Raw genomic sequence first — 25684 nt, 5'->3', positions numbered from 1 at the left:
CGAGCGTGGTCATGGAACCCATGGCGGCCCTTGGCTGGAGTTGTGGTCATCTTCTGGGGCAAGACAACCCTTTACGTGATGATCCTGAACTCGGCGGCCTTGGCCGTCGCGGAGGAGCCCGGGGTGGAAGCTCGGGCTCTTGCGTATCTGTCTCGCGAGGTCCCTCGCTGGCGACCCGAGAATCACTGTTTCTCCTGCCACAACAACGGCGACGCCGCCCGGGCGCTCTATCAGGCCGCCCGGCTCGGCGAGCCGATCGCCGACGCAACGCTCGGCGAAACGACCGACTGGCTGGAACGCCCCGAGCGCTGGGAGCATAACGGCGGCGAGGGGCCGTTCAGCGACAAAGTGCTCGCGCGAATCCAGTTCGCGGCCTCCCTGGCGGACGCCGTCGATTCGGGGCGATCGAAGGATCGCGGAGCTTTGACGCGCGCCGCCGATCAGGTCGCCGGAGACCAGAGCGGCGACGGATCGTGGCGGGTGGACGTGGAGGGGAACGTCGGATCGCCAGCCACGTACGGGCCGGTCCTGGCGACGGTTATGGCTTGTCGATCGCTCCGCGCGGCCGACCTCCAGCGGTTCACTACGCCCCTCGATCGGGCCGACCGCTGGCTACGTAAGACTCCGGTTCGGAGCGTCCTCGACGCCGCAGCCGTCGTGTTGGGATTGGTCGATGAGAACGACCCCGACGCGGTCGCCCAGCGTCGGCGCGCGCTCGACCTGATCGGCCGAAGCGAGGCATCCCGAGGCGGCTGGGGGCCGTTCCTCAACGCCCCGGCCGAGCCGTTCGATACGGCGATGGTCTTGCTGGCCCTCGCTCGCTGCCGGGACGAAGAGTTCCCCGGGCGATCGGAGGCAATCCGCCGAGGCCGCGCGTATCTCGCCGCCGTTCAGCGTCCCGACGGCAGTTGGGCCGAAACGACCCGCCCCCCTGACGGCGAGAGCTACGCCCAACGCCTTTCCACGACCGGCTGGGCGCTCCAGGCTCTTCTGGCCACGCGGGCCGTTAATGCGAAGTGACGGGGCTCAACGGATCTCGAAGGAGCGGTGGACGACCGGGACGTCGATCCGACGGCCGACGGATTCGAACACGTCGAGTTCGAAAGGCCGTTGAAGGTTGTTGCCGGCGAGATCCTCCAGCGTCGCCCCGACCGCAAGCTTATAGGCGCCGGCCGTCCAGGGGCGCTCGGGCGTGAACGACCAGCGAGTCTCCTCGTCGGTCACGACCACCCGGCCGGCCACGTCGCGCCCATCCGCGCTCTGCACGCGAACCAGTCGATTGAAAAGGGCGTGGTCGAGCGGCTTGGGGGACTCGACGATCAGTGCGTCAGTCGAGCCGGCGGCGGGCGGACGGACGCGCCAGGACCGAACGTCGGGGCAAACGACGTCGGCGGCCGTTGTGCGGAATGGTTTCCGGTAGGGCGTTCCGAGCGGACGGCCTTCGGCGTCGGGCCATCGAGCGTCAACCAGGAGCGTGTAGCTTTTGCCGGCCTCGAGCACGGGCCCGAAGCCCTCGCGTGGACCGACCTCGCGTTTGATTCGGCCGGGGTCGATCAACAGCGTGAGGCGGACGCCGTCGCGATCCCAGAGCTCCTCGTCGAGCTTCAGAAACGCCCCCTCGACCTCCTCGCCGCTCGCGTCGAGGATGTGGACGAAGTCGTAGGCGCGTCCCTGGCTCATCGGAGCGCTGAAGTGGAGGTAGAACTTGAGCAGGTTCTCGGGGAGCGTCGACCGGCTGGGGTAGACCTGATTCACAACGGTCGGCGCGGCGGGCGGCGGTTTCGGCAGCGAGAATTCAGCCGAGACCGACGCGACGCCCTCGCGGCCTGATAGACGGCCAGGACGGAACTCGGCGCGGTACCGGAGGCCGGGGACGAAAGCGAAGCGAGGCTCAAACCGCAGGCGGCCTTCCTCGACCCGATACGAACCGAGGATCGGCGGCTGTTCAGAGCCCTGACCGGCGACGGAGACCGCGAAGAGCGTCGCCCACTCGCGAGCCTCCCAGTCGGCCTTCGCGAGCCGGTCCAGGTCGGCCTTGTAGAGACCTTCGACGTCGACGGTCGCCTTGTCGTTCTGGCGATGCAAGACGACCGACGGACCGTCGCCGAAGCTTGGCGCGATGAGCAGCAGGAGGATTCGGATCTGGTTCATCGGTTCGACATGATCCGAGAGCTGGCTGGGGAAAGCACAGAGAAACCCTCCCTTCTCCCCTTGTGGGAGAAGGTGGCCGAAGGCCGGATGAGGGGGCCACAACGTCAACGTCGTAGGCCTTGGGTTGTGAACCCCTCATCCGCCGCTGCGCGGCACCTTCTCCCACAAAGGGAGAAGGGACGTTGTCAACGGCTTCGCCTTGAACTCTTACGGGGGGACCACTGCGGCCTTGGGCCTTAAGGCAGCGCGATGGTCTTGAGGTCGACGCCCTTCTCGTTGCGCACGAGGACCACGGCGCTATCGCGGCCGAGCTTGTCGAGCTGTTCGACACCCTTCAACTCGGCGATCGTGTCGTAGGTGAGGCCGGCCTTGTCGCTGACGCGCTTGACGAGCCCTTCCTGCGCGCCGACGCGGTCGGCGGCGATCTTCATGACGCCCCGGCTGCTGTTGGCCATCAGGATGTAGTCGAGGCCGTCCTTCTTGTAGACGATCATGTCGAGGGGCTTGTTGCGGTTGCCCAGCTCGGCGATGGTCGTGCCTTTGATCTTCACGCCGGGCTGAAGGTCGGCGACGGAGAATTTCACCACCGGCGTGCAGGTGTAGGCCGCCAGGATGAACGGCTTGCCGTCGATCTCGTAGGGGACGAACGTCCGGATCGGCGAGGTCGTCTCAAGCCGGTCGTGCGAGGTGTGGTAGATCTCAATGTGCGTCCCCGGCGCACTGGCCGAGGTGAACGGGAACGGCACCGTGCGGAGGTTCGAGGAGAACTCCTCGTTCGAGAGGCCGGCAATGAACACGCGGCCGTCGACGAAGGCCAGATCCGTGATCGCGTCCTGGCGGCCGCGCTGCGAGGTGGAGAGGCCGGCGAGGTCGGTTTTGGCGAACTTCACACCCTTGAGCGGCAGCTCCTGGATCTCTCCCTTGGCGTCCACCCGGACGATGGCGGACGGGGAGTCAGGCCCCCTGCCCCGCCCGACCGAGAGATAGACGTTGCCCGAGGCCGGGTTGACGGCCATGTCCCGAATCAGGATTTGATCAGGCGTGGTTCCAAGCATCCCCGCGACCTTGGCGTCGATCCCCTCAACGGAGACCGCGGCGGGGGCCTGCGAGCTGGTTTGGCCGCGGTCGCCGGTGTCGATGGCGAACAGGGCGTTGCCCGGCTGGTCGGTGGCGAACAGGACGCCGTCGGGCCCGAAGGCCAACGCGCCGGCCGACTTGATCTCAGGCGAGCCCGGCTTGAGGCTGTCGGTCAGGTCGCCGCCCAGGACGGCCCCTGCACCCAACGTCAGCGCCGCGAACGAGGCCGCGGCGGAACGGACGGCTCTCAGCATCTTCGTCTCCTTCTCCCGGTTGTTTGATCCATGCCGAGTTTCGAGATGCGATCCGCCAAGGCTATCGCGGCGGATGCGCGTTGTCGACGGGCTGGACGACGAATCGATCGCGACGATTCGTCGTCTCGACTCGTTCGAACATAGCGACGAATCCAACCGCGGCGTCTCGACAACCAGGGCCGTCGAGAGAAGAAGCCGACGTATTCAACCACGGGCGGCCGGCCAGGGACGTGATGGGAGGCGGGCCGTGTCGGCAGGGATGGGGGGCGTGAGGCCAGAGCGAGAAGGGAGCGAAAAGGCGGCGGGCGATCGTCGCATCGCCCGCCGCCGTCAAGGATCAGTAGGCGTCGGCGCTGATGACCTCGCCGCCCTTGGTGGTGCTCAGAGCCTGCCAGATCGGGAGGCTGATGCTGTCCTTCATGAACCGGACGCTGCCGTCGCACATCGCCGCATTCACGCCGCCGGAGTGCCGGCTGCGGGCCGCGACCATGTTCGGCGCGGTCGTCGTGGAGACGGCGCCCGGCGGGTTGGTCATGTAGGGGTACTTCACGTAGCTGGCCGAGTAGATGCGGTCGAAGTCCTTGCTGTTGGGGGCAAGGTAAGACTCGAAGCCGGAGGCGTCGCCCCAGTGGACGAAGCCGCGGAGGTCCACGCCCTGGCCGATGATGACCTCGCTGGCCATCATGGTGTTGCTCGTGCCGTCGGAGAGGCCGCCGATGGTGACCACGCCGGACTGGGCGGTGGTCGCTCCGCCGTTGGCCGAGCTGATCATGTCGGTGAACGGCGCGCCGCCGAAGTTGATGCCGTTCAGCGTGGTCTGCTGCGCGTTGCCGGTGTTGCCGAAGTTCACCGCATAGTTATAGCACTGGATGCCGTTGAACTGCGTGTTGGGCGTGTCGCTCGGGCAGGTGAAGGCCGAGATGCGGGTGTTCGTCAGCGTCGAGTTGGCCACGCCGTTGTACCGGAACATCGGCGAGCTCGGGTCCCACTGAGGGCTCCCCGTGAAGTTCCAGGACGCGTACATGTTCCCCTGCTCCAGGAAGGGGAGCACGAAGACGACCCAGGTGCCGAAGCAGCAACCCTTTCGCCCAGGAGCGAAAGATGTGTTGGTGCTTTCATAGTTCATCATCGCCAGACCCAACTGCTTCAGGTTGTTGACGCACTGGGCGCGGCGGGCGGCCTCGCGAGCGGCCTGGACGGCCGGCAGCAACAGGGCGATAAGGACGGCGATGATCGCGATGACGACCAGCAGTTCGATCAGGGTGAAGGCGCGGCGCGACTTGGAACTCTGCAAGGCGACCTCCTCTTACAAGATGGCGACGTGCGGAATAAAAGAGACGGAGTTAGGGCGCACGATCACGTCGAGACCGAGCCTTGCACCCTTCCGGGGCTACGGGTCGGCCGTGAAGCGATCGAAAACCGGACGTAGAGCGATCGGGACTTATGGGACGGACTGCAAGGGGGCCTGCGGCGTCGGCTGGTGCGAGCGCATCGAGCCTGACGTTCCTCAGGAGTATCGTGGCATCAGGGCTGGAAAAGGGGCAGAGACTGACATCGGCGAGCGATCCGTCACTTCGTGTCGAGGCTGAAGGTGAACTCGTTCGGAGCGTCAGCCTTGACCTCGGCGTTGAGCGTCGAGTTGACGTTGTACTTCTTGGGGATCGGATCGGCCTTGGGCTTCGACGGCGCGCCTGGGGCTTCGCTAGCCGATCCATCATCGGTCGTGACCGAAGAGATCATGACTTTATAGCCCCCAGGGGCCGCGCCACGCTCCTTGGGGATGGCGAATTCTCCCGCTTTGATCTCGGCAGACGTACCGGTGCCGGCCTTCGGATCAGAAGGGATGAACTGGATCGAGGCGTTATTCAAAGGAGCGCCGCCCAACGTGACTTTGCCCGAGATCGGCTCTCGCGCAATGCCGTCTCCAGTCTCGCCAGAGCCGCAGCCTGCAGCCATCCCCATCAACACCGCGCAGAACGTCTTGCGAGAACGATCGAGCGTGAAAAAATTCACAAATCCGCTCCGAATCACGAGGGCATTACCCCGAGTTAGGTGAGAACCGATCGATGTTAGGGAGAGGAGGAGGAAGAGTTGCGAGAAGAACATTCATAGTCAGCCGGGTGCCGAGCGTCAAGATTCTCGCTTCTTTTCTTGATGTTTGCATGCCCTCGCAGCGGAGACCGTAGGGTTCAGTCCTAAATCATTCGTTCGTTGGCTGGAGTCATCGGGGGCGGCTGGAGGGACGCCAGGCGGGGCGGTTCGACGAAGTTTTTCGGAGATTCCAAATGTGTATAAATGCTTGCGCAACCCGCGCTTGCGGCTCTGGATTTCTGGTTGCGGGAACGGGGAGAAAGAGCGAGTTCTCTTCCCGGCGGACCGGGACGCGCTCGACGAGCATGGCACGGAGGAGCCAGCCGGCCTCCTCTTCGTCGGCTGTTTCGACACCCGCCCAGCCGACGTAGCGACGGGACGAAGACGGCAGGCCGGAAGCGCGGAAGGCTCCCTCGATTACGGCCTGAGCGGCCTCGTAAGCTGTCGGATCGGCGGCGGCTTCGGTGGGGGAGGCGGCCTCGCAGGCGGCCTCGCCGCCCAGGGATTGCTGGGAGTCGGTCAGGTGGCCTTCCCAGTAGTGGGAGGTCTTCGCCAGGGCCACGACGAGGTTCTTGATCTCTTTCTCGGGGCGGAACGCGGGACCGGCCGGCAGTTGGAGGACGAGCCCCCGCCGACGTATCGAGACGTTTTCCGCCGTAACCGCCAGGTGCAGCCAGGAGGCCTCCGCCTCCGAAGTGCACGGCACGCCGACCCATCCCGGTTCATAGCCGTCGAGCACTCGGAAACCCGATGTCATGCCGACGGCGCGGTCGATCTCGGCGATCACCATGCGCTGGCGTTCGGGGGCGGCCTTCACCTCGTCCGGAGATACGGGCTCCAGCAGCCTTCCCCGATGCGGTGGACCGCCGGCCAGGGCCAGGTCGCAGAACGAAGTCCAGATCCGATCCCAGGCGATCTGTCCGTCCGCCCCGTAGATCAGCCCCGCCGAACCCATCGACGTCGGCGAAACCGTCTCATAGCAGTGCTGGTACCGCGGAGGCAGCAGCGCGTTGATCTTCTCATCGAGCGCCGCCAGTTCCGCGGCCAAGTTTCGGGGAGGCGTAGGGGTCATCTTGCTGGTCTCTCGTTGGCCGAGATTTAGACGGCTTCAAGATCGTCAGGGTCTAATACAAGCGTGGCTTTATCAGTGGCTGTTCGGCTCACTTCGGGATGCTGAACCAGTCCCCCGGATCCATGACGACGGGCTTGGAGTGCGTCTCCTTCCGGATGCGATCGGCCCAGGCTTCGGCGTCCTGGGCGATGGTGGGGAAGGTGCTGTAGTGAATGGGGACGACGTACTTCGGCCGCAGCAGTTTGACGGCTCGGATGGAGTCCTCGACGCCCATCGTGTAGTAGTCGCCGATGGGGAGAAGGGCGAGGTCGAGGCCCTCGTCGCCGATCAGGGACATATCGCCGAAGAGGGCGGTGTCGGCGGCGTCGTAAACCTTCGTCCCGTCGGGGAAGGTCAGGAGGAAGCCGCAGGGGTTGCCGCCGTTGGAGCCGTCGGGAAGGGCCGAGCCGTGGAAGGCGAGCGTCAGCTTGACGCGGACCCAGTCGTCGAACGTGAACCCGCCGCCGTGCTGGAGCCCCTCCACCTTCGAAAGCCCCTGTTCGGGCTGTTGGAGCCAGCCGGAGATCTCGTAGTTGGTGGCGACCGTCGCGCCGGTGCGCTTGGCGATGGAGACGACGTCGCCGACGTGGTCGCCGTGGCCGTGGGAGATCAGGATGAGGTCCGCCGGCGCGTCCTCGGGCTTGATCGCCGCCTTGGGGTTGCCCGTGAGGAAGGGGTCGATCAGGACGTGCCGGCCGTTGTTTTCGAACAGGAGCGCGGAGTGGCCGAGCCAGCGGAGGCGGGTGGACATGGTGGTTCGTCTCGTCTCTCGGGTTCCGGGGGAGGAGGGCGGCGCGCCGGGACGCCGCGGACGCCCTCCATCATACCCGAGGGAGAGGCGGCGATCAGCGGGCTTCGGCTTCGTCGAGCCCCGGGATCGGCGGCATGCCCAGATGCTTGCGCAGGAAGGAAACGGATTTCACGATCGCCCTCTTCAGGGCTTCGGCGTCGCCGCCGCCGTGGCCTCCCCCTTCGATGGTGAGAACCTCGGCTTCGACGCCGGCCTTCTTGCAGGCCTCGGCGAACGGGGGGATCTGTTCATACGGGACGAGCTCGTCCTTGGTCCCGTGGATCAGCAGGACCGGGGCGTCGCCGGCGTTGAGGTGATGCAGCGGGCTGGCCTTCTCCTTCGCAGCATGGTCGTCCTTGTGATCCTTCCCCATGAAGTCGTCGAGCATGAACCGCGAGGCGATCGGATAGGTGATCGTCAGATCGACCGGTCCGGCCAGAGAGACGGCCGCCTTCACGGCGCTGGAGGTCCCATCCTTCGGGTCTTCGTCGCCGGTGGTCGCCAGCATGAGGGCCAGGTAGGCGCCGGCGGAGCCTCCCAGCGCGGCGATGCGGTCGGGGTCGACCTTCAACTCCTTCGCGTGCTCGCGGATGTACCGCACGGCCGCCTTGACGTCGTCGACCTGCGCCGGGAAGGGGTGCTTGGGGGCGAACCGATACTGCACCGAGACCCCCACGGCCCCCTGCCCCGCCATGCCGAAGATGCCGCCGCGGAAGTCGCGCTTGTCCCCCGCCCGCCAGCCGCCGCCGTGGATGAAGACGACGCACGGGAACGGCCCGTCGCCGTCCTTCGGGCGGGCGATGTCCAGCTTGAGCGTCTCGCCGTCGACCTCGCGATACGCCACGTCCTTCTCGAAGACGACCGAGTCCGGCGGCGTCGGCTCCTGGCGGGCCAGCACGAGCGCCGCGCAGAACATCAGCAACACCGTCAACCCCGCCCACTTCGCCCAGGTCTTCATGCGTCGCTCCGAATTCGCCTTGGCCCGATCCTCTGGATGCGTCCGACGATTGATTACCTTCTCGCCGCGTCCTGGGTTTCAGAACGCCTCACTGACCCGGCGCGTGCTCGATGGTAACATGGCCCGGCCAGATTTGATGGAGGAACGCCATGAAGCCGATTCGGAACGCTTTTGCGACCCTGGTTCTGCTCCTCGGCGGCGGCTCGACCTGGGGGAACGACCTGCTTCTCGTTCGCCCCGGCGTCTATGAAGTCGGCGCCGCGACGATGACGATCCTGATCGTCGCCAACGAACACGTCGATCTCAGCGTCAAGGACGCCGGCGACCGAGAAATCCTCGGCTTCGACCTGGGCTCGGCCCGGTCGCGCTGGTTCGTCTTCTCGGCCACGCCCGATGAGGTTTGGGCCTACAGCGGCGACCTCGGAACCTTCGGCTGGCGACGCGAAGCGGACGGGCTCTATCGGGCGATCGAGATGCTCGACGCCGACGGCCGCCTGATCCACAGGCTCCCGGACGCCTTCTTCGATCGTCTGCCGGCCACGCTCAAGGGGCGGTGGGTCGAGAGCCAGGTCGCCCTCAATCCCGAACCCCCACCCGCCGGCATGTTCCGCATCAAACCGACTCGCCCCATCGAACAGATCCGCGCCGAGGCCCTGACGGCCGAACCACCCAAGGAAGAGGGCGAGTTCCTCAAGGCCGACCTCGTCGACCTGACGACGCTCGACCCGCGAATCAAGCTGGAGATCCGCTACGCCACGCCCGAGAACTTCCTGGGCGTCCCGGTCTACACGACCCCTCGTGCGTTCCTGCAACGCCCCGCGGCCGAGGCCTTGAAGCGGGCGCAGGTGAAGCTCGGCGAGAAGGGCCTGGGCCTGTTGATCCACGACGGCTATCGCCCCTGGTACGTCACCAAGATCTTCCGCGAGGCCACCCCGCCGAAGTACCACGACTTCGTCGCCGACCCCGCGAAGGGCTCGCGACACAACCGAGGATGCGCCGTGGATCTGTCGCTCTATGATCTCAAGACGGGCAAGGCCGTCGACATGCCCACCGGCTACGACGACTTCTCCCGATGCGCCTTCGCCGACTATCCCGGCGTCACCCGCGCCCAGGCCCTCAACCGCGCCACGCTCCGCAAGGCCCTGGAAGACGAGGGCTTCATCGCCCTCCCCGAGGAATGGTGGCACTTCGACTACCAGGACTGGCGGAAGTACCCCATCCAGAACGTCCCCTTCGAGAAGCTGGGAGCGGGCGGTTGAGCCCGGATTTCACATGAACGGGTGCGCGATCGTGCTGGCGTTCTGTCTCTCGGGAATCTCGGCCGAGGGGCCGTCCGTCGCGGGGTACGCGACGATCCAGGAGGCGCTCGACGCCAACCCCGGCAAGGTCGTCGAGGTGCCGGCGGGAGATCATGAGATCCATGAGACGATCCGGATCGCAACGCCCGGCGGAGGGCTCTCGGGGACGGGGCGAATCATCCAGACGGACCCCTCGAAGGCCATCGTTCGGATCGACCACGCCGACGGCGCCCTGCTCCGCGGCCTCACGCTCACGAGGCCGGAAGGACGCCAGGAGACCGAGGCCCAGGCGGTGATCGCCACCGATTCGCGCGACGTGACGCTCGCCGACCTTCGAGTCCTCGACAATCAGAGTCGATCGGCCACGATCGAACTCCGGCGCTGCGAGGACGGACGGGTCGTCGGCTGTCTGGTGCAGAACTACCAGCGCATCGGGGTCGACGATCGGACGGACTCGCCCGACAACGGCTATGCCTTTCGCTGCGTCATCGGCACGGGGATCCTGGTGGCCGAATGCCGCGGGACGCTCGTTCAGGGGAACACGATCCGCGAGGACCGGCTCGTCGCCACTCCTGAATTGAAGCGCACGCATGAGTTGGGGAAGTTCATCAAGAAGAACGCCGTGCGGGGGCGTCTCGCGGGCGTCCGCGACTGGGAGCGGGGGGAGACTGACAACTGGATGCAGGGGACCGCCGTCCACATCGCCTCTCCCGAATCGACCGACTTCACGCGGGTTCTCGGCAACCACGTCGAACGCGCGGGCCAGGGCTTCGACATCCACGCCGATCGCGTGATCCTGGCTCAGAACACCGTCGACGACGCCCTGATCGGGATGAAGGCGATGCACGGTTCGCGGCACGTCGTCGTGATCGGCAACCAGTTCGCGCGGAACTCGCTCTGGAGCATCGGCCTGATGCCTGGAGCGGCGTCGCATCGGGCGAAACCGAGCGACGACGGACGCCCCGCCTCGGCGGCCAACGTGGACGGCGGCTCGATCATCGCCAACAACATCATCAGCGACTTCGGCCGAGGCGTCACCCGATGGATCTGGGGCGGCCATCCCGGCTATCCCCTCCGCTTCGACCACGGCCAGCTCCCCGACAACCCCCCGCTGACCGACGTCGTCATCCAGGGGAACGTCGTGTACGCGTCCGACCGCGACGACCTCCCCGCCGCCGCTCCCTCGTATCGTTACGCCGTCCTCGTCGAGGGCGGGCCTACGGCCCCCGTCGGACTGCATTTCTCGGGCAACGTCTTTCATCCGGGCTCCGAGGGCGTCTCGAACGTCGAGCTGAAACCGTAGGGCGTCGGATCAACGAGACCTTGCTTCAGGAGTTCAGGCGCTCAACTCACGGAGGGCCTTCGCCGTGCGACGACGCGCGGCGCGAACGCGAAGTTGAGGGATGGGCGGCGTCAGTTGGAGGGCGAGCTTCAAGGTCCAAAGATAGGTCATGCGGTAGGCGTCGCCGTCCAGGACGATTTCACCGGCGCGAACGCGGGCCTCCCATTCGCGGCGGCTGGATTCGCGCTGGAATTCGACCGGATTGGAGGAGCTCAGCGTCCTTCTGCCGGTGATGCGTCGCTCGACGGCCGCCTCGTGAAGTTGGAGGACCACTGCGGGGTCGTCAACGTCCAGAACGATCAAGCGGGTCGAGCCTTTGTGACGGGGGAATGTCGAGAACTTGCAATAGGTTTCCGACTGGAGGAAGGTCAGATGATGCGTGTCGTCCACGAACCCCGTCGCAATGCTGGGCCCCACGATCCGGTGGATCGACTGCCCGCCGAGAGTCGACGACATTCGGGCGACCGTTCTCGTTCGCTCATTCATCATGAGGGCGACGACGATCGGGCCGATGGCGGATTGGCAGTTGAGGAAGGCCGGCGATGAGTAGCCCAGAGGAGTGAGAGCCGCGGCCATGCGATCGACCGCGACCGCGAACCCTGGGGCGGCGTCGGGGTCGTCGCGCGTCGTCAAAGCCGGTTGCGGGTCGACCGGGTGGCGAAACCGTCGACGATTCTGCAGCGCTGCCCTGACCATGGCGAACGTCAACACGGCGGCCGTGAACACCACCAGGCAGCCGACGGAGATCGCCAGAGCCCGGAGAACGGCCCCAACCGATAGGGAACTGTCGCTCACCTGAAGAACGGTCAGACTGACGACCAACACGCTCGGCGCCCAGCACCCCAGCCTCTTGCTCGGGGCTGGCTTCCCTTCCGTCGACATCTCAAGTCCTCGAGTCGGTCGATTTCTTGCACCTTCAAGCATCCGAGGCCGAATCTCCAGGAGTTTGGCGAGCGGACGATCCGCAAACAAGTCCATTCAATCACTCGTTTGCCACGTCGCTGGGCAACTTCTTCCATTCCTCGGGCGATGCCCCGTCAAGAATGGCGAGGTGTCGGCTGAAGAAACTTTCCAGGTTCACATAATTGCGGTTCGATACGCTCCAGGTTGCCTATTTGAGCGGTGGCATGCGCTTTGCGGCCGATTGTCGCGGCATCGCATGATTCCTCGAATCCACATGGACCGCTGGACGACTCTTTTCCGAGTCCCTGGCTCGATTCTTAAGCGTTGTTATTCCTGGCGGGCTTTGGGCCTGCTGCAACGGATCGCCGAGGGTGACGGACCCGGATGGGCTTGTCGATCGGGGGCGACCCGTTCAAGATGCAGGCGTGATCAATCCTCTTGCACCTGGTGGTACATCAAGAATGATCGTAAGCAACGTCGCCGAGGGGAGTGGTTCGAAGCCCGAGTACGATGCGATCCTGGTCATCGGCTTCGGCGGTCCGGAAAAGCCCGAGGACGTGATGCCGTTCCTCGAGAACGTCACACGCGGTCGGAACATACCTCGCGAGCGGCTGGAAGAGGTCGCCGAGCATTACCACCACTTCGGCGGGGTCAGCCCGATCAACGCCCAGGTCCGCGAGTTGATCGCCGGCCTTGCGCCCGAGCTCCGTCGCCACGGCGTGACGATCCCCATCTACTGGGGCAACCGCAACTGGGACCCCCTGCTCCCGGACACCCTCCGCGAGATGGCCGCCGCCGGCGTGAAGAAGGCGCTGGCGGTGGTGCTGGCGGCTTACAGCTCGTATTCGAGCTGCCGCCAGTATCGTGAGGACGTCGGTCGGGCTCGCGAGGAGGTTGGACCGGACGCGCCGGAGGTCGACAAGGTCCGCGTCTTCTACAACCACCCTGAGTTCATCGCCGCCAACGCCGACCGCGTTCGCGAGGCTCTGGCGAAGGTCCCCGCCGAGGAACGCGGGCGCGTCCCGATCGTCTTCACGGCTCACAGCATCCCGGAGTCGATGGCTGTGAACTCGTCGTACGAGGAGCAGCTTCAGGAGACCTGTCGGCTGGTGGCCGAAGAGCTGAAGGTCGGTGAGGACCGCTGGTCGCTGGTCTATCAGAGCCGCAGCGGCCGGCCCAGCGACCCCTGGCTCGGCCCCGACATCCTCGACGCCTTGCAGGCCCTCCGCGACGGCGGGGCCGAGGAAGTGGTCGTCCACCCGATCGGCTTCCTCTCCGACCACATGGAGGTCCTCTACGACCTCGACGAGGAGGCGCGCATCCTCTGCGAGCGGATCGGCCTGAACATGGTGCGGTCGCGGACGGTCGGAACCCACCGGGGTTTCGTCCGGATGATTCGCGAGCTGATCTGCGAACGGCTCCACGGCGCCTCCGAGGAGGAGCGTCGGGCCGTCGGCCGGTTCGGGCCGAGCCACGACGCTTGCCCCACCGATTGCTGCCTGCCGCCGGCCCGGAAGCCGTCGCACCACGCCCACGCGTCGGCCTGAGTCGGCCAGGCTCTAGGCATCGCCGCTCGCGGTTCCCTATTATGGGAGGCCCCCCCACTGAGGGGCGGCTCCACCGTCCGGGAACGCCGACGAACCGACTTCCTGCGATCAGACCCCCGTGGGTCGTGCGATAATAAGCAGGAAGTCCTGTCCGCGTTCCGTGACGGTGCCTCGAGCGATTCGAGCCGGGCTTGGAGTGCTATCGATGTCGTCGCGTCGCATCTTGCTGGTCGAAGACAGTTCCACGATGCGCCGGATGCTCGGCACGCTCCTGAAGGAGCAGGGTTACGAGGTCCGCACGGCCGCCAACGGGGTCGAGGGGCTCGCCCAGGCCAAGGAGGAGCCGCGCCCGGAGCTGATCCTGACCGACTACGAGATGCCCGAGCTGGACGGCCCGGGGCTCTGCAAGGGGGTCAAGGACGATCCCGAGCTGCGGACGATCCCCGTCCTGATGCTCACGACCCTGGGCGAGACCCGCAACAAGGTCGCCGGCCTGGAATCCGGGGCCGACGACTACATCGAGAAACCCAAGAGCCCGGACGACATCGAGGAGATGTTCGCCCGCATCCGCGCCCACCTGCGGATCGCCGACCTCCACTCCGAGCTGGCCGAGCGCAACCGCCTGCTGGAGGCCGCTCACAAGAAACTGACGTTCGAGCTGAACCTGGCGCGGAAGGTTCAGGAGGCGATGATGCCTCGGCCCCCCAGCCCTCGGGGCGTGCTCCGGGTGGCCGTGCGATACACGCCGGCCAACCAGCTTGGCGGCGACGTCTACGACTTCTACCGGCTCGACAACAACCGGCTGGGGGTGCTGGTGGCGGACGTCTCCGGTCACGGCGTGAACTCGGCCATGCTCTCGGGCATGGTCAAGGCGCTCGCGGCCGGGCTGTCGATCGCCGTGCTGGAGCCGGGCGAGCTGCTGGCGGGCCTGGACGTCTCGGCCGGCCACTACTTCCCCGAAGGCTACTTCTGCACGGGGTTCTACCTGATCGCCGACGAGGACACCGGCCTGCTCCGCTACGCGGGGGTTGGCCACCCGCCGGGGATCATCGTCGGGCCGAACGGTCCGCGGATGCTCAAGTCGAACCCGGGGATGCTCGGGATCGGCATGGTCGACGGCACCGCCGGCGACGCCGACCGCCTGGAACCGGGCGAGTCGCTGATCCTCTACACCGACGGCCTCCCCGACGCCATGGACCCCTCCGACGTCGTCTTCGGCGAGGAGCGGCTCAAGACCTTGCTGCAAAGCCACCACGGCAACGACCCGATCGAGATCCTCAACCAGGTCGACGACGCCATCCAGGCCCACACCGCCCCCAATCACCCGGCCGACGACATCAACATCATCATCGTGCAGAACGCCGCCAAGAAATAACCCCTCCCCACAAGACGCCGCCAACGCCAGACTGAGCCCTTCGCCGTCGATCGCAGACCGCCCGATCGTGCCGCCCCCACCCTCAGCCCAGCGAACCCCAAATTGGGTTCGCTCGCGAACCGAGCCAAGCGGATTTTTGGATGCAAGTCATTGTTGTTAAAAGGGTTGTCTTATTCATTGGGTGGGTTCGTTCGCGCACTTCTGCAAGCTCCGCGACCGCTGTTCCCCTGCACTCGGATTGCCAATGAACGATGCGGGCGTTGGGCCCTCACCTTCAATATGGCTCCGGCTTCGCCTTTCAGTTTCGCGGGTTCAACACCTTCTTGGAGAAGGTTGCTGGCTAAGGCGATTGCGAGGACTGTGGTGGGTCTACGGTTGTTGCCTGGGCTGCCTAGTCGGATGTGCGTGGCCAGCGGCCAAGAGTCCTTCTCGCCCAGGCGTCGATGCTCAATGCAAGTACGAGAGTAACCGCGTCATTCGGGGGGAATGTTCTTCGAATTCGGCCTGATTCAAGAGGCTGTTCTTCTCGTGAAGCTCGATCACCTTGCCGCCGAGATCGACGTCGCCCTGATCCACTAGGGCCAGGATCAGCTGGGCGGCGGGCGGCCTGAATTCTTTGATGAAATTGTAGATGCGGTCGCGGTTTACGGTGTCCTGTTCCTGCTGATTCGGGGTGTCTATGATGATCGGACAAAGGGAACCGGGCAACTGCTTGTCCATCACGCTCAAGATGCTGAAGAAATACGCCAGCAGAACTCGTGGCAGGTTGCTGCCCGTCGCGTTGATCGTCGAGTAGATCTTCTTGGTCATCGACTCCGGAGCGTTGTGGCAGTCGAGGTGGAGGAGGAATCTACCAAGGAATTCCCGGTAGTCGTCCATAATCGACTTCGTCCGACCTTTGCTCGTCGCGGCATTCATGATGGCCTTGCGATCCTCGATCTCCTTCTCGGCCCGATCAATCTCGCCTTGGACGAGAAGAATGTCCCGCCGCAGGATTTGTTGGACGTTTTTCCGCCCCTCGCTCTCGATAATGTCCCGGAGTTCGACCTGGCCTTGTTTCGTGCTTAGCAGCTCGTTCGCTCGCAACACCTTCGTGTTGAGATCGCCGTATTTCTGATTCGCGCTTGCGATATCGGCGTCGATCTTATCCAGGTCTCCGTTCAAATCATCGAGAAACTGAGCGCATCGCTCCTCATCCAAGGCGATGGCGAATCGCTCGGCGAACGAATTCGTGTATTCGACGCCACAGGTGGGGCACGACACATGGTCGTCCCGCTCGCCGGATGAGGCGTACCTATAATCGGACCGGACCTGAGAGATGGCGTCCTTGGCGATGACGATCTGGGCTTCGGTGACGGTCTTGTTGTTATAGAGGGCGACCAACTCCTCCTTGATCGCGTCCTGCATCTTCTTGAGTTCGTCGCAGACCACCAAGAGTTCGCGTAGTTCCTCCCGGTACGCTTCGACGTCGATGCTGAAATCGGCGACCTTCATCTGTGCTTCGAGATCGAGTTGAATGCCCTTCAAGACGTCCCGTCGCTGGGTTGGGGCCTTTAACTCCTCTTGGAATTTCTTCGCCTCGCCCTGGGCGATGTAATAACGATTCGGGCGAATGCCCGTGTGATACTCTGCCACGGGGACTTGCCATCGCTGGAATTGGCTGAGCCTTTCGAACGCATTCCACGGCTTCGACCATCCGGTGTCCTGATCGATGTAGAATGGCAGGAACATGTAGGCCGGAGGCGGCACCAGCAGCTCGTTCTCGTTGGACAGGAGCTGCAACCGGAAATCCAGCAAGTTCGCCAGGAAGGGTCCAAACCCCTTGGTGATGCCGGTGTACTTCCTGACGAAAGAGTCATCCGCATCGAACAGCGCGAAGGACTTGCCGGATCTGAGAATGCGGTGGAGTCTCCCTTCGACTTCGATGCTGACGAGCGTGATGACCTTCGCATGCTTCCACGAATCCTGGACCTTGCCGGCCGTGGCACCCAGGCTACCGTAGATGCTCTTGATCAGGCATGACTTCCCCCTGCCGTTCCGCTTGCTCTTGACCAGCGTCACCTGCGAGTCGAACTCGACCCTGCGCGCCTTCTCCTCCTTGAGGGAGAGTAGGATCAGTTCTTTTAATACGAATTTTTTCATACGACTTGGTCCGCAGGCTGCGAATCAGCCTCTTGTAATTCTCAATACTCATAGATCGCCATGAGTAGGAGCGCTGTAAGGTACGTGTCCGCGAAGAGCTCGGTGCCCGGCATGTTCCGCTCCTTCAGCCGCGCGAGCCCGAGGTCGATCAGCGAACGGAGCGAGTGCTCCTGGTCGGGCGCGTGCATGTTACGGACGATCTGCTCACAGGCCGCGTAGACAGCCTTCGGCAGAGCGTTGCTCCTGCTTTCCAGGAAGACCCGTCTGCAGTCGCGTATGATGGCCCGGGTCGCCGTGAACGCCAAGCCCTCCTGTCGTAGGTCGCCTTCGATCCGAGCGGTGGTCGCTTCGATGTCTCGCGGGTTGCGGAGCGCATCGAGCATCCCCTGGAACCCGGCCTTCGTTATCGATTTGCGGCGGATGATGCCTTCGAATGAACCTGGCTCATCCTCGTAATTCGTTCTGAGCTTAATCTCCTCGAAAAGTGCTCGATAGAAAGCGGCCACCGATTGGGCGTCGCCCAAGTTCCTGTCGGCCATGAATTTCGCGGTCTTGCCGCGGGCGCAGTCGGTGTGGTTGTTGACTCCGAGGTCCGACCGCCTGAAATAAAACAGGTGGGCACAATCTGGCGCTTCCGCCAGCTCGTGCTCAACCTTGAGTTTCGAAAGAATTTTTTCGAGGTCGGCCGCGCTTAGTTCATTGAAGCAGATTTCAGTACGATCAAGTCCTGCGCCGCCCTTCGCCAGGATGAGATTGAATCGAGCGTTGCTCACGAAGCTAGCCGTCATCTCGCTGCCTAAGCATGCGAGACGATTGCTGTAAAGCTTGGCTAGGAAGGACATTTTCTTCTCTACGCTCTGCTTTTTTGCCTTCTTCTTGACGCCATTCTCTTCCGGCCTCTCCGCATCGTCCGCTTTGTCCCTTGCGGATCTCGATCTCTCCACGTAAAGCAGGTTGGCGAGCTTCCAGTCTCCGTTGTCTTTTGTTTTGATCTGGTAGAAATCAGCACGTTTCGGCTCGCTCGAATGATCGAGTACCACGACGTCATCGTGCCTCTCTACGACCAATGCGTAGTCTTCGCGGGCCTCGTGGATTTCCAGCAGATGGCACAGGGCCCAGTCTTTCTGATAGTCGGTGCGGTTGGAGTTCCGGCCCCCGCCTACTTCGCGTGGGGCGGCCGCGAACTGCTCTTTCAGGCTCGGCACGCTCACTGTCCTTCAACCCAGATGCTGGCTGTCGCTATCAGCAATCCCCGCTTGCACGATTGTACTTTCGCGGCGCGGAGTTGTCAGCAAGCCACTAGCGCTCGAGCGTCTATTCGTCGATAATAGATCATATTTGCAAGAATTCCGTTAAGGGTAGGCTCTTGGCCATGCACGCATTCTGGCGTCCCTAGGTGAGATGGGCAATTCCATCTCATTCCTGTCCTCGCCTGCCACCTCTAATTCGCCGATTAATCAAACGAAGATCACCCGTGCGAGGAATGCCTGACACTCGCCGAGGTCATCGAGCGAACCGGTCGACAGATGCTACCGCGGTGTTCCCACCCGTGAGCCGGAGCCGGAAGCGGCTTCGGTTGTCGGCAGGAGCTTGGTGAGGTAGGCGGCCACGGCTTCGCCGAGGGCTTCGCGGCCCTCGGGCTGGAAGTGGATGCCGTCGTCGCCGATCCGTTTGGCGAGGACGTCGGCGTCTCCGGCCGCCAGTCGGACGTCGTCCACCGGCACCTTGAGGTCGGCCATGACCTTGCGGGCGATGGCGTTGTACTGCTCGGTGCTTGCGTTGAGCAACTCGTAGTCGACCTTCGATCTCGTCTTCGCGGCCCGATCGTCGATGACCGGGGTCGTGGTGGCGAAGACGACGGTGGCCTCCGTTTTGGAACGGATGCGCTCCACGATCGCCCGCAGGTTGGCTTCATAAGCCTCGGGAGGGACCTGGAACTGGCCGCTGGTCTTGAACTTCTTCGTGTCGTGGATGCCGCAGTTGAAGTGGACGATGGCCGGCTGCTCGCGGACGACCCATTCTTCCAGGTGCTTCAGGACGTTGGCGCTGTCGCCGCCGTTGGGCGCGGGGCTGATCACGATCGCCTTCCCCTCGAGCCGCTTCGCGACGATCGGCGCATAGGCGAGGCGGATCGAGTCGCCGACGAGCACGATCTTGGGCAACGACGGGGTCGGCTCCTTTCGGGCCTCCTGCCGATCGTCGGCGGCCATGGACGGGCTCGTCGCCAGCAAGAACGACAGCGTCAGCCCAAACCCGATCGCCAAACCTCGGACGGACGAACGCATCAGGCACCTCCTCTGATCGTACTCAGGGGACGTAGGCATTCATGGTCGTCGGACGACCTTCTCGCCTGTCCCCGAACCGCACCGAACGAGTCGAATCTATCCGAGCGCCAGACGGGTTGCGAGGAGCGAGACCAAAGGAGGCGGCGAAGTGGGTTGCGAGCAGGGCTGCGGTGGTCGTAGCATGGTCCATCGAGGCGGCTTCTCGGGCGTGTCGCGATGATTTCAGCACGGCGACGCAGCGGGAGGTCGGCTCGTTCCTCAAGCGACTGCCCCGCCTTGCGTTGGAGATGGGTGACGAATGAGCGATCAGGCGTCAGCTACAAATGCACATGTTCGCTGCTGTATGATTCTTGCGGCGGCATTGGGCGTCATTTGGCCGCGGCCGATCGTCGTCGCGGCTCAGGCCGTCGCGGATGAGGATGTCGCCGCGCTCAAGGTGGACGCCGAGAAAAGCTTCAACGCTCGCGTGGCGCCGTTCATCAAGACCTATTGCCTGTCCTGCCACTCCAACAAGAAGCCGACCGAGGGGGGAGTCAACTTCTCGCCGGCGCTCAAGGACCCCGGCAACCTGGCTTTCGGCAAGCAGTGGAAGAAGGCCGTCGCCCGGGTGAAGGCGCACGACATGCCGCCGGACGACGTGGACAAGCAGCCGAGCGACGCCGATCGCCAGATGTTCGTCGATTGGCTGGCGAAGTTGAAGTTCCTCGGCCGAAAGGACCCAGGGCCTTTCATCATCCGGCGGTTGACCAAGACGGAATACGGCAATACCCTGCACGACCTCTTCGGCGTCGATCCGGCGATCGCCGATGAATTGCCCGACGAGGTGAGCGGCGAGGGCTATCTCAACTCGCTCTCGCCTCTGCAGTTGGAGCAATATCTGGCGATCGCCGAGAAGGTGGCGGCTCGGATTCTCGCGCCCGAAAACGCCCCGCCCACGGAGATCGAACGGCGGCTGTTCGGCGAAGTGCCTCCCCCCGAGGCCGACGCTCGCTCGGCGGCCCGCGAGGTCGCCCAGTCGATGGCGCGGAAGGCCTATCGACGGCCCCCGTCGCAGGCTGAAGTCGACTGCCTGCTGGAGGTGTTCGACCTGGGAAGGCAGAGCGAACTCGCCTATCGATCGTCCCTCCGATTGATGCTCAAGGCGATCCTGGTCTCACCCCAGTTCCTGTTCATCACGCCGGCCGGTGAGCCCAACCCCAAGGCGGAGATCGTCCCGCTCGACGACCATCAGCTCGCGTCTCGGTTGTCCTATTTGCTATGGGCGACCATGCCCGACGACGAGCTGATGGCGCTGGCGGACAGCGGAAAGCTCCATGAGCCGTCGGTCCTCAAAGCGCAGGCCAAACGCTTGCTGGCGGACCCCCGCTCGCGGGCTCTCTTCGACGGGTTCGGCGCACAGTGGCTGGGGGTCGACAAGCTGGCGGACCAGACGTTCGACGCCGAGAAGTTCCCGCAAATGACCGGCGAAGTCCGCGCGGCCATGTACGATGAAGCCCGTCTCTTCTTCGAGAGCATCGTACGAGAAAACCGCAGCGTCATCGGGTTCGTCGATGGTGACTACACCTATCTCAATGAGGCTCTGGCCGCGATCTACGGCATGGAGGGAACGGTCACCGGGTCGGAGTTGCGGCGGGTCCAATTGAGCGACGGGAATCGAGGTGGAATTCTGGGGATGCCCGGCGTGCTCGCGGCGACCTCGTTCCCCAATCGGACGAGCCCCGTCAAACGCGGTGTGTGGGTGCTCGAACAGGTGCTCGGCGACCATGTCCCCCCCGCCCCGCCGGACGTGCCGGCCCTGGACCAACAGGATCCGGGGGCGGTCGCAAAGCTGACCCTCCGCCAGCGCACCGAACTGCACCGCACAAACATTGTCTGCGCCAATTGCCACAAGACGCTCGACCCAATCGGATTCGGCCTCGAGAACTTCGACGCCATCGGTCGATGGCGTGAGAAGGACGAGAACGGCGGGGCGATCGACGCCGCGGGCGAACTCCCGGGCGGGAAGCATTTTTCGACCCCCAAGGAGTTGAAGGCCATGATCGCCGGCCGGGTCGATGATTTCTCCCGGAACCTGGTGGAACGACTCCTGGCGTATGCCCTCTGCCGAAGGCTGTCAGGCTACGACGAGACCGTGGTCGATACTCTGGTGCAGGACGTCGCCGCGGATGGGTACCGGATGCAGACGCTCATCAGCGCGGTCGTGACCAGCTACCCCTTCACGCATCGCCGAGTCCGGTGAGAGAGGAAGGCCCATGATGAAGAGCGCGATGATCGATCGCCGGACCTGCCTGAAAGGGCTGGGTGTCTCGCTGGCCTTGCCCCTCCTGGACGTCATGGGCTCGACGGTCCGGGGCGAGACGTCCAGGCCACCAGTCCGGCTGGGGTTCATGTACATGCCGCACGGCGTGATCACGGATCAGTTCTGGCCCGCCGACCCGGCGACCTTCCTGACGTCGCCGCCGCCGGCGCTGGCGTCGCTGCGGCCCGTGCTCGACCAGTGTCTGCTGATGAAGGGGATCTCGGGGGTTCCGATCTCGCCCTACAACGGCGCGCCCCACGCGCTCGAACTCTCTACCTGGCTCACGGCGATCCTGCCGAATCCCGAGCGGCGGAATGAGATCGACATCGCGATCTCCGCTGACCAGATCGCCGCGAATCACCTGGGGGCCTTCACCACGTTGCCGTCCCTGGAACTGGCCACGATGCCCCAGACCTGGAAGGAGAACCAGGAAGGACTGAACGAGGCGTATTACTCGCACTGCAGCTTCCGGTCCCCCACCCAGCCCGTCCCCGCCGAGGTCAATCCGCGCAACGTCCTCAACCGCCTGTTCAACAAGCAGGACCAACCGGCCCGCGGCGGCTCGTCGACGCCGATGAGTCCCCTGGACCAGCGCATGCTGGACATCGTCCTGGGCGGGGCGAAGCAACTGCGTCAAACACTCCCCGCCGCCGACCGGCGCAAGCTGGACGAGTATCTCGACAGCGTGCGCTCAGTGGAACGGCGCATCGCCGCCATCGAATTCCGCCAGAAAGAAGCGGCCCTGGAGCGAGCCGGCGTCCGATCCAGCCGACGCGACGACTCCGATTCCCCGCCCATCGAGATCAAGATCCCGGAGGGAGACAAGCGGAGCGAGTACATGCAGGTCATGTGCGATCTGAACGTGCTGGCGTTTCAGACGGACACGACCCGAGTTTCGACCTACATCGGCTCGACGCCGAACGGGGTCTCCTATCCCGAGCTTGGATTCAACGACAAGCATCACTCCCAGACTCACCACAACAACGAGGCGGACAAGGTCAGGAAGGTGGCCGCGATCACGGCCTTCAACATCGAGCAGTTCGCCTACATGGTGAAGAAGCTGCACAGCCTGCGAGAGGGCGACGGCACGCTTCTGGACAACTGCATCATGATGTGGGGGTCCGGCCTCGAAGACGGCAACAAACACACGCGGGAGAACCTCCCGTTCATCCTCGCGGGCAAGGGAGGCGGCTCCATTCGTACGGGTCGTTTCGTGACGGGCTCCCGTGGAAATCAGGGGGATCTGCTGACGACCTTGCTGACCTGCGCCGGCATCCCCATGGACCGCCCGATCGGGATCGCGACGAAACAGCTGAAGGAGATCGGCCCCGCTTCTGGAAGCTAAGCGGGGGCCGTCGGCGTCAGTTCACCGGCTCGCCGAATCGCCGGGGCTCAATCCTCTTCATCCTCGTCCTGCTCCACCTCATGGATTTCGACCTTCGTCTCCGGCAGTGAGTCGCCAGGCTCGAAGCGGTGCATCTCGGCGTCTTCATCGCTGATAAAGCCGGGGGTGACCACGGCGCACAGCGAGAAGATCGTCATCGGCTTGCTGTTGCACGTCGGGCAGAGCGTGCATCGCTTGGCGGCGCTCCGCCACCAGATCCGCGTGATGAACGAGAAGGGTTCGCCGTCCTCGCCCGCGAACGTGGTGACGCGGGTGGCCTTGGGTCTGGGAATTCGGTCCCTGGGACTGGGTGCTCTTTCCATGAAGACGCCTCCCAAAGAAGTGGCCTACACATCAGTATAGGCGCTAAGGCAAGGTCGACGCGGCCGAGGCGACCTGGACGTGGGAGGCGGGCGACTGCTAATGGCTCATTGCAACCGAGGGCGTCGAAACCTATGATGGAGCCTTGCCCCGGCCGGGTGCGTCCGGGGCCGTGCGGCCGGATGGATCCACGCCGGACGCAGCGCATCGCCCCCCGGGCCCGCTCAACTGGGGCCGTCGTCCGGGGCGTGACGGGCGCGAATCGCTCGTCGCTTGAGCCTCTCATCCTTATCCCAAGTGTACGCGGACCGACGCCGGCGTCCGCCCCCAGAGAGGGACCGCCGCGACGCCCGCGCATCGGAGTGCCACGAAATGGCGTCCGCGATCAGCGAACACCTCGGAAGCGAAGCCGAAAGCCTCCTCAGCTACACCTGCAAGGCGATCCCCAAGGAGTCGCTCCATCTCCCCGGCCCCGACTTCGTCGACCGGATCTTCATCCCCAGCGACCGCAATCAGCGGGTGCTCGGCAGCCTCTCGTGGATGTTCAACGCGGGCCGGCTGGCCGGCACCGGCTACCTCTCGATCCTCCCCGTCGACCAGGGCATCGAGCACTCGGCCGGCGCCAGCTTCGCCAAGAATCCGGCCTACTTCGACCCCGAGAACATCGTCAAGCTGGCCATCGACGGCGGCTGCAACGCCGTCGCCAGCACCTTCGGCGTCCTGGGCATGGTCGCCCGCAAGTACGCCCACAAGATCCCGTTCATGGTCAAGATCAACCATAACGAGCTCTTGACCTACCCCAACAAGGCCGACCAGATCATGTTCGGCAAGATCAAGGAAGCCCACGACATGGGCTGCGCCTCCGTCGGCGCGACGATCTACTTCGGCTCGGAGAACGCCAGCCGTCAGATCGTCGAGGTCGCCGAGGCCTTCCACCAGGCCCACGAGCTGGGGATGGCCACCGTCCTGTGGTGCTACCTCCGCAACAACGCCTTCAAGTCCGACAAGGACTATCACGTCGCCGCCGACCTCACCGGCCAGGCCAACCACCTGGGCGTGACCATCGAGGCCGACATCATCAAGCAGAAGCTCCCGGAGAACAACGGCGGCTTCAAGGCCCTGAACATGGGCGGCTCCAGCTACGGCAAGCTCGACGAGCGGATGTACACGGAGCTGTGCTCCGACCATCCCATCGACCTCTGCCGCTACCAGATCGCCAACTGCTACATGGGCCGCGCGGGGCTGATCAACTCGGGCGGAGCCAGCGGCAAGAACGACTTCGCCGAGGCCGTGAAGACCGCCGTCATCAACAAGCGGGCCGGCGGCATGGGCCTGATCTCCGGCCGTAAGGCCTTCCAGCGGCCGATGGCCGAGGGCGTCAAGCTCCTCAACGCCATCCAGGACGTCTACCTCGACAAGTCGGTCACCATCGCCTGACCTCGACCGGCCTGACGACTTTGAAAAAGTAAAGCGCCCCCCGGCCGACGCCGATAACAGTGGTGTCGGCTGGGACGCCGATCCGGTCAAGGACGATCGGACGACGAAGGCCTTCAATCCAGGTGGTCGCCGCCAGGGAAGGATGGCGACTCGAAGGTCGGGGGGCCAGGGAAGGCCCTGCCTCGCATATTCCAGCGGTTCCCTCCGAACGCCCCGACGGCTCCCCAGCCGTCCGGGGCGTTCGGCGTTTTCGAACCGCTTCAGAGATGCTCGACATGGTTCGCCATCTCGTGTGGTTCGAGGTGCTCCCAGATGAGCAGGACTGCTCGCACCACCTCGCCGATGGACCTGCTCTGCGACGGGTAGAAGGCGATCCCCGAGTGCGCCGCGCCGGAAGCGTGGATGCGGAGGAAATCCGTATCCTGAGTAATAATGACCCGACCTTCGGCCTTTGCGAAAGCGTGCTGATCGTCGTCGAGCGCGGTCAGGAGCCCCACCTCCTGACTGGTCGTGACGTCGACCTGGTGACGACGCAGCCCCCGAGCGATCCTCGGGTCGCAGTTCTCATCCAGGTGAAACCGAATCGTCCTGGGCATGGAGCCGCTTCAGTTTCTCCGCGACGAGCGACGGGCCGGCCTTCGCCTTCTGCTCGGCGACGAACTTCTCGTCGGCGGCGATGTCGGCGTCGATCTCGTCTCGGTGGGAATGGTAATAAGCCAGGGCGGCGTAGACGGCGGGGAGGCTCAGCGTTGGATAGGTCGCGACGATTTCCTCGGCCGACATCCCCAGACGCTCATGCCAGACGGCGACGTGCTGGACCTTGATCCGATGGCCGGCGATGTGCGGTTTGCCGCCGTTGCAGCCGGGACGGATCGCGATGTATTCGGTGATGACGGGGACCATCGTCGGCGCGTCCATG

General features: G+C 64.5%; 22 protein-coding genes. 8 read left to right on the top strand and 14 right to left on the bottom strand.

Annotation, left to right across the window (positions count from 1 at the left end):
- Positions 1 to 30 precede the first annotated feature (30 nt).
- On the top strand, positions 31 to 1020 hold the full coding sequence (locus tag G5C50_RS16815; protein WP_240907122.1) for a prenyltransferase/squalene oxidase repeat-containing protein: 990 nt from the start codon (positions 31 to 33) through the stop codon (positions 1018 to 1020).
- Positions 1021 to 1026: 6 nt separating this feature from the next.
- Here the strand turns inward: G5C50_RS16815 and G5C50_RS16810 are convergent, their stop codons facing one another.
- The 7 genes from G5C50_RS16810 to G5C50_RS16780 all read right to left on the bottom strand — a co-directional run bounded on the left by G5C50_RS16810 (position 1027) and on the right by G5C50_RS16780 (position 8432).
- A complete protein-coding gene (locus G5C50_RS16810; protein WP_165071242.1) occupies positions 1027 to 2151 on the bottom strand; it encodes an Ig-like domain-containing protein in 1125 nt (374 codons plus the stop codon).
- A gap of 236 nt (positions 2152 to 2387) precedes the next feature.
- On the bottom strand, positions 2388 to 3482 hold the full coding sequence (locus G5C50_RS16805; RefSeq protein ID WP_165071240.1) for a hypothetical protein: 1095 nt from the start codon (positions 3480 to 3482) through the stop codon (positions 2388 to 2390).
- A 337-nt stretch (positions 3483 to 3819) separates the two neighbouring features.
- Positions 3820 to 4776, bottom strand: coding sequence for a DUF1559 domain-containing protein (locus G5C50_RS16800; protein WP_165071239.1), 957 nt, complete (start codon positions 4774 to 4776; stop codon positions 3820 to 3822).
- Positions 4777 to 5051: 275 nt separating this feature from the next.
- Positions 5052 to 5588, bottom strand: a complete 537-nt coding sequence (locus G5C50_RS16795; RefSeq protein WP_165071238.1) for a hypothetical protein — start codon at positions 5586 to 5588, stop codon at positions 5052 to 5054.
- Positions 5589 to 5703: 115 nt separating this feature from the next.
- Complete coding sequence (locus G5C50_RS16790) at positions 5704 to 6645, bottom strand: hypothetical protein (protein ID WP_165071236.1); 942 nt, start codon at positions 6643 to 6645, stop codon at positions 5704 to 5706.
- An 88-nt stretch (positions 6646 to 6733) separates the two neighbouring features.
- Positions 6734 to 7435: a metal-dependent hydrolase gene (locus G5C50_RS16785; protein ID WP_165071235.1), complete on the bottom strand. Its 702-nt coding sequence runs from the start codon at positions 7433 to 7435 to the stop codon at positions 6734 to 6736.
- A gap of 94 nt (positions 7436 to 7529) precedes the next feature.
- Entirely contained in the window at positions 7530 to 8432 is a 903-nt protein-coding gene (locus G5C50_RS16780) for an alpha/beta hydrolase (RefSeq protein ID WP_165071233.1), read from the bottom strand.
- A gap of 149 nt (positions 8433 to 8581) precedes the next feature.
- Between G5C50_RS16780 and G5C50_RS32380 the strand changes: the two genes are divergently transcribed.
- Together G5C50_RS32380 and G5C50_RS16770 are read left to right on the top strand one after the other, a co-directional pair.
- Complete coding sequence (locus tag G5C50_RS32380) at positions 8582 to 9691, top strand: M15 family metallopeptidase (protein WP_206107745.1); 1110 nt, start codon at positions 8582 to 8584, stop codon at positions 9689 to 9691.
- A 13-nt stretch (positions 9692 to 9704) separates the two neighbouring features.
- The gene (locus G5C50_RS16770) at positions 9705 to 11033 is read left to right on the top strand and encodes a right-handed parallel beta-helix repeat-containing protein (protein WP_165071231.1); all 1329 of its coding nucleotides are present in this window, start codon (positions 9705 to 9707) and stop codon (positions 11031 to 11033) included.
- A 33-nt stretch (positions 11034 to 11066) separates the two neighbouring features.
- On the opposite strand, the gene G5C50_RS16765 is transcribed toward G5C50_RS16770, so the two are convergent.
- On the bottom strand, positions 11067 to 11954 hold the full coding sequence (locus G5C50_RS16765) for a hypothetical protein (RefSeq protein WP_165071229.1): 888 nt from the start codon (positions 11952 to 11954) through the stop codon (positions 11067 to 11069).
- Between the two features lie 482 nt (positions 11955 to 12436).
- Between G5C50_RS16765 and G5C50_RS16760 the strand changes: the two genes are divergently transcribed.
- Both G5C50_RS16760 and G5C50_RS16755 read left to right on the top strand, forming a co-directional pair.
- On the top strand, positions 12437 to 13522 hold the full coding sequence (locus G5C50_RS16760) for a ferrochelatase (protein WP_165071228.1): 1086 nt from the start codon (positions 12437 to 12439) through the stop codon (positions 13520 to 13522).
- A gap of 205 nt (positions 13523 to 13727) precedes the next feature.
- Positions 13728 to 14897 (top strand): SpoIIE family protein phosphatase, encoded by a 1170-nt coding sequence (locus G5C50_RS16755; protein ID WP_165071226.1) that lies wholly within the window; start codon positions 13728 to 13730, stop codon positions 14895 to 14897.
- A 447-nt stretch (positions 14898 to 15344) separates the two neighbouring features.
- On the opposite strand, the gene G5C50_RS16750 is transcribed toward G5C50_RS16755, so the two are convergent.
- The 3 genes from G5C50_RS16750 to G5C50_RS16740 form a co-directional block, all read right to left on the bottom strand.
- On the bottom strand, positions 15345 to 17039 hold the full coding sequence (locus G5C50_RS16750) for a hypothetical protein (protein WP_165071224.1): 1695 nt from the start codon (positions 17037 to 17039) through the stop codon (positions 15345 to 15347).
- A 41-nt stretch (positions 17040 to 17080) separates the two neighbouring features.
- Positions 17081 to 18244 (bottom strand): dsDNA nuclease domain-containing protein, encoded by a 1164-nt coding sequence (locus G5C50_RS16745; RefSeq protein WP_165071223.1) that lies wholly within the window; start codon positions 18242 to 18244, stop codon positions 17081 to 17083.
- A 324-nt stretch (positions 18245 to 18568) separates the two neighbouring features.
- Complete coding sequence (locus tag G5C50_RS16740; protein WP_240907121.1) at positions 18569 to 19324, bottom strand: SGNH/GDSL hydrolase family protein; 756 nt, start codon at positions 19322 to 19324, stop codon at positions 18569 to 18571.
- A 343-nt stretch (positions 19325 to 19667) separates the two neighbouring features.
- Between G5C50_RS16740 and G5C50_RS16735 the strand changes: the two genes are divergently transcribed.
- Positions 19668 to 21563: a DUF1592 domain-containing protein gene (locus G5C50_RS16735; protein ID WP_206107744.1), complete on the top strand. Its 1896-nt coding sequence runs from the start codon at positions 19668 to 19670 to the stop codon at positions 21561 to 21563.
- Positions 21564 to 21579: 16 nt separating this feature from the next.
- Entirely contained in the window at positions 21580 to 22968 is a 1389-nt protein-coding gene (locus G5C50_RS16730; RefSeq protein WP_206107743.1) for a DUF1552 domain-containing protein, read from the top strand.
- A 47-nt stretch (positions 22969 to 23015) separates the two neighbouring features.
- Here G5C50_RS16730 and G5C50_RS16725 read toward each other — a convergent pair whose 3' ends face one another.
- Positions 23016 to 23330: a hypothetical protein gene (locus G5C50_RS16725; RefSeq protein WP_165071217.1), complete on the bottom strand. Its 315-nt coding sequence runs from the start codon at positions 23328 to 23330 to the stop codon at positions 23016 to 23018.
- A 370-nt stretch (positions 23331 to 23700) separates the two neighbouring features.
- On the opposite strand from G5C50_RS16725, the gene G5C50_RS16720 reads away from it, so the two are divergent.
- The gene (locus G5C50_RS16720) at positions 23701 to 24765 is read left to right on the top strand and encodes a class I fructose-bisphosphate aldolase (protein WP_165071215.1); all 1065 of its coding nucleotides are present in this window, start codon (positions 23701 to 23703) and stop codon (positions 24763 to 24765) included.
- Between the two features lie 260 nt (positions 24766 to 25025).
- Here G5C50_RS16720 and G5C50_RS16715 read toward each other — a convergent pair whose 3' ends face one another.
- Together G5C50_RS16715 and G5C50_RS16710 are read right to left on the bottom strand one after the other, a co-directional pair.
- Positions 25026 to 25361: a DUF5615 family PIN-like protein gene (locus G5C50_RS16715; RefSeq protein WP_165071213.1), complete on the bottom strand. Its 336-nt coding sequence runs from the start codon at positions 25359 to 25361 to the stop codon at positions 25026 to 25028.
- Positions 25330 to 25668: a DUF433 domain-containing protein gene (locus G5C50_RS16710; RefSeq protein WP_165071454.1), complete on the bottom strand. Its 339-nt coding sequence runs from the start codon at positions 25666 to 25668 to the stop codon at positions 25330 to 25332. The genes G5C50_RS16715 and G5C50_RS16710 overlap by 32 nt, the downstream gene beginning before the upstream one ends.
- Positions 25669 to 25684: the final 16 nt, after the last annotated feature.

It is taken from the genome of Paludisphaera rhizosphaerae, assembly GCF_011065895.1.
Lineage (GTDB): Bacteria > Planctomycetota > Planctomycetia > Isosphaerales > Isosphaeraceae > Paludisphaera > Paludisphaera rhizosphaerae.
This window is presented reverse-complemented; position numbering and strand designations above follow the sequence as displayed.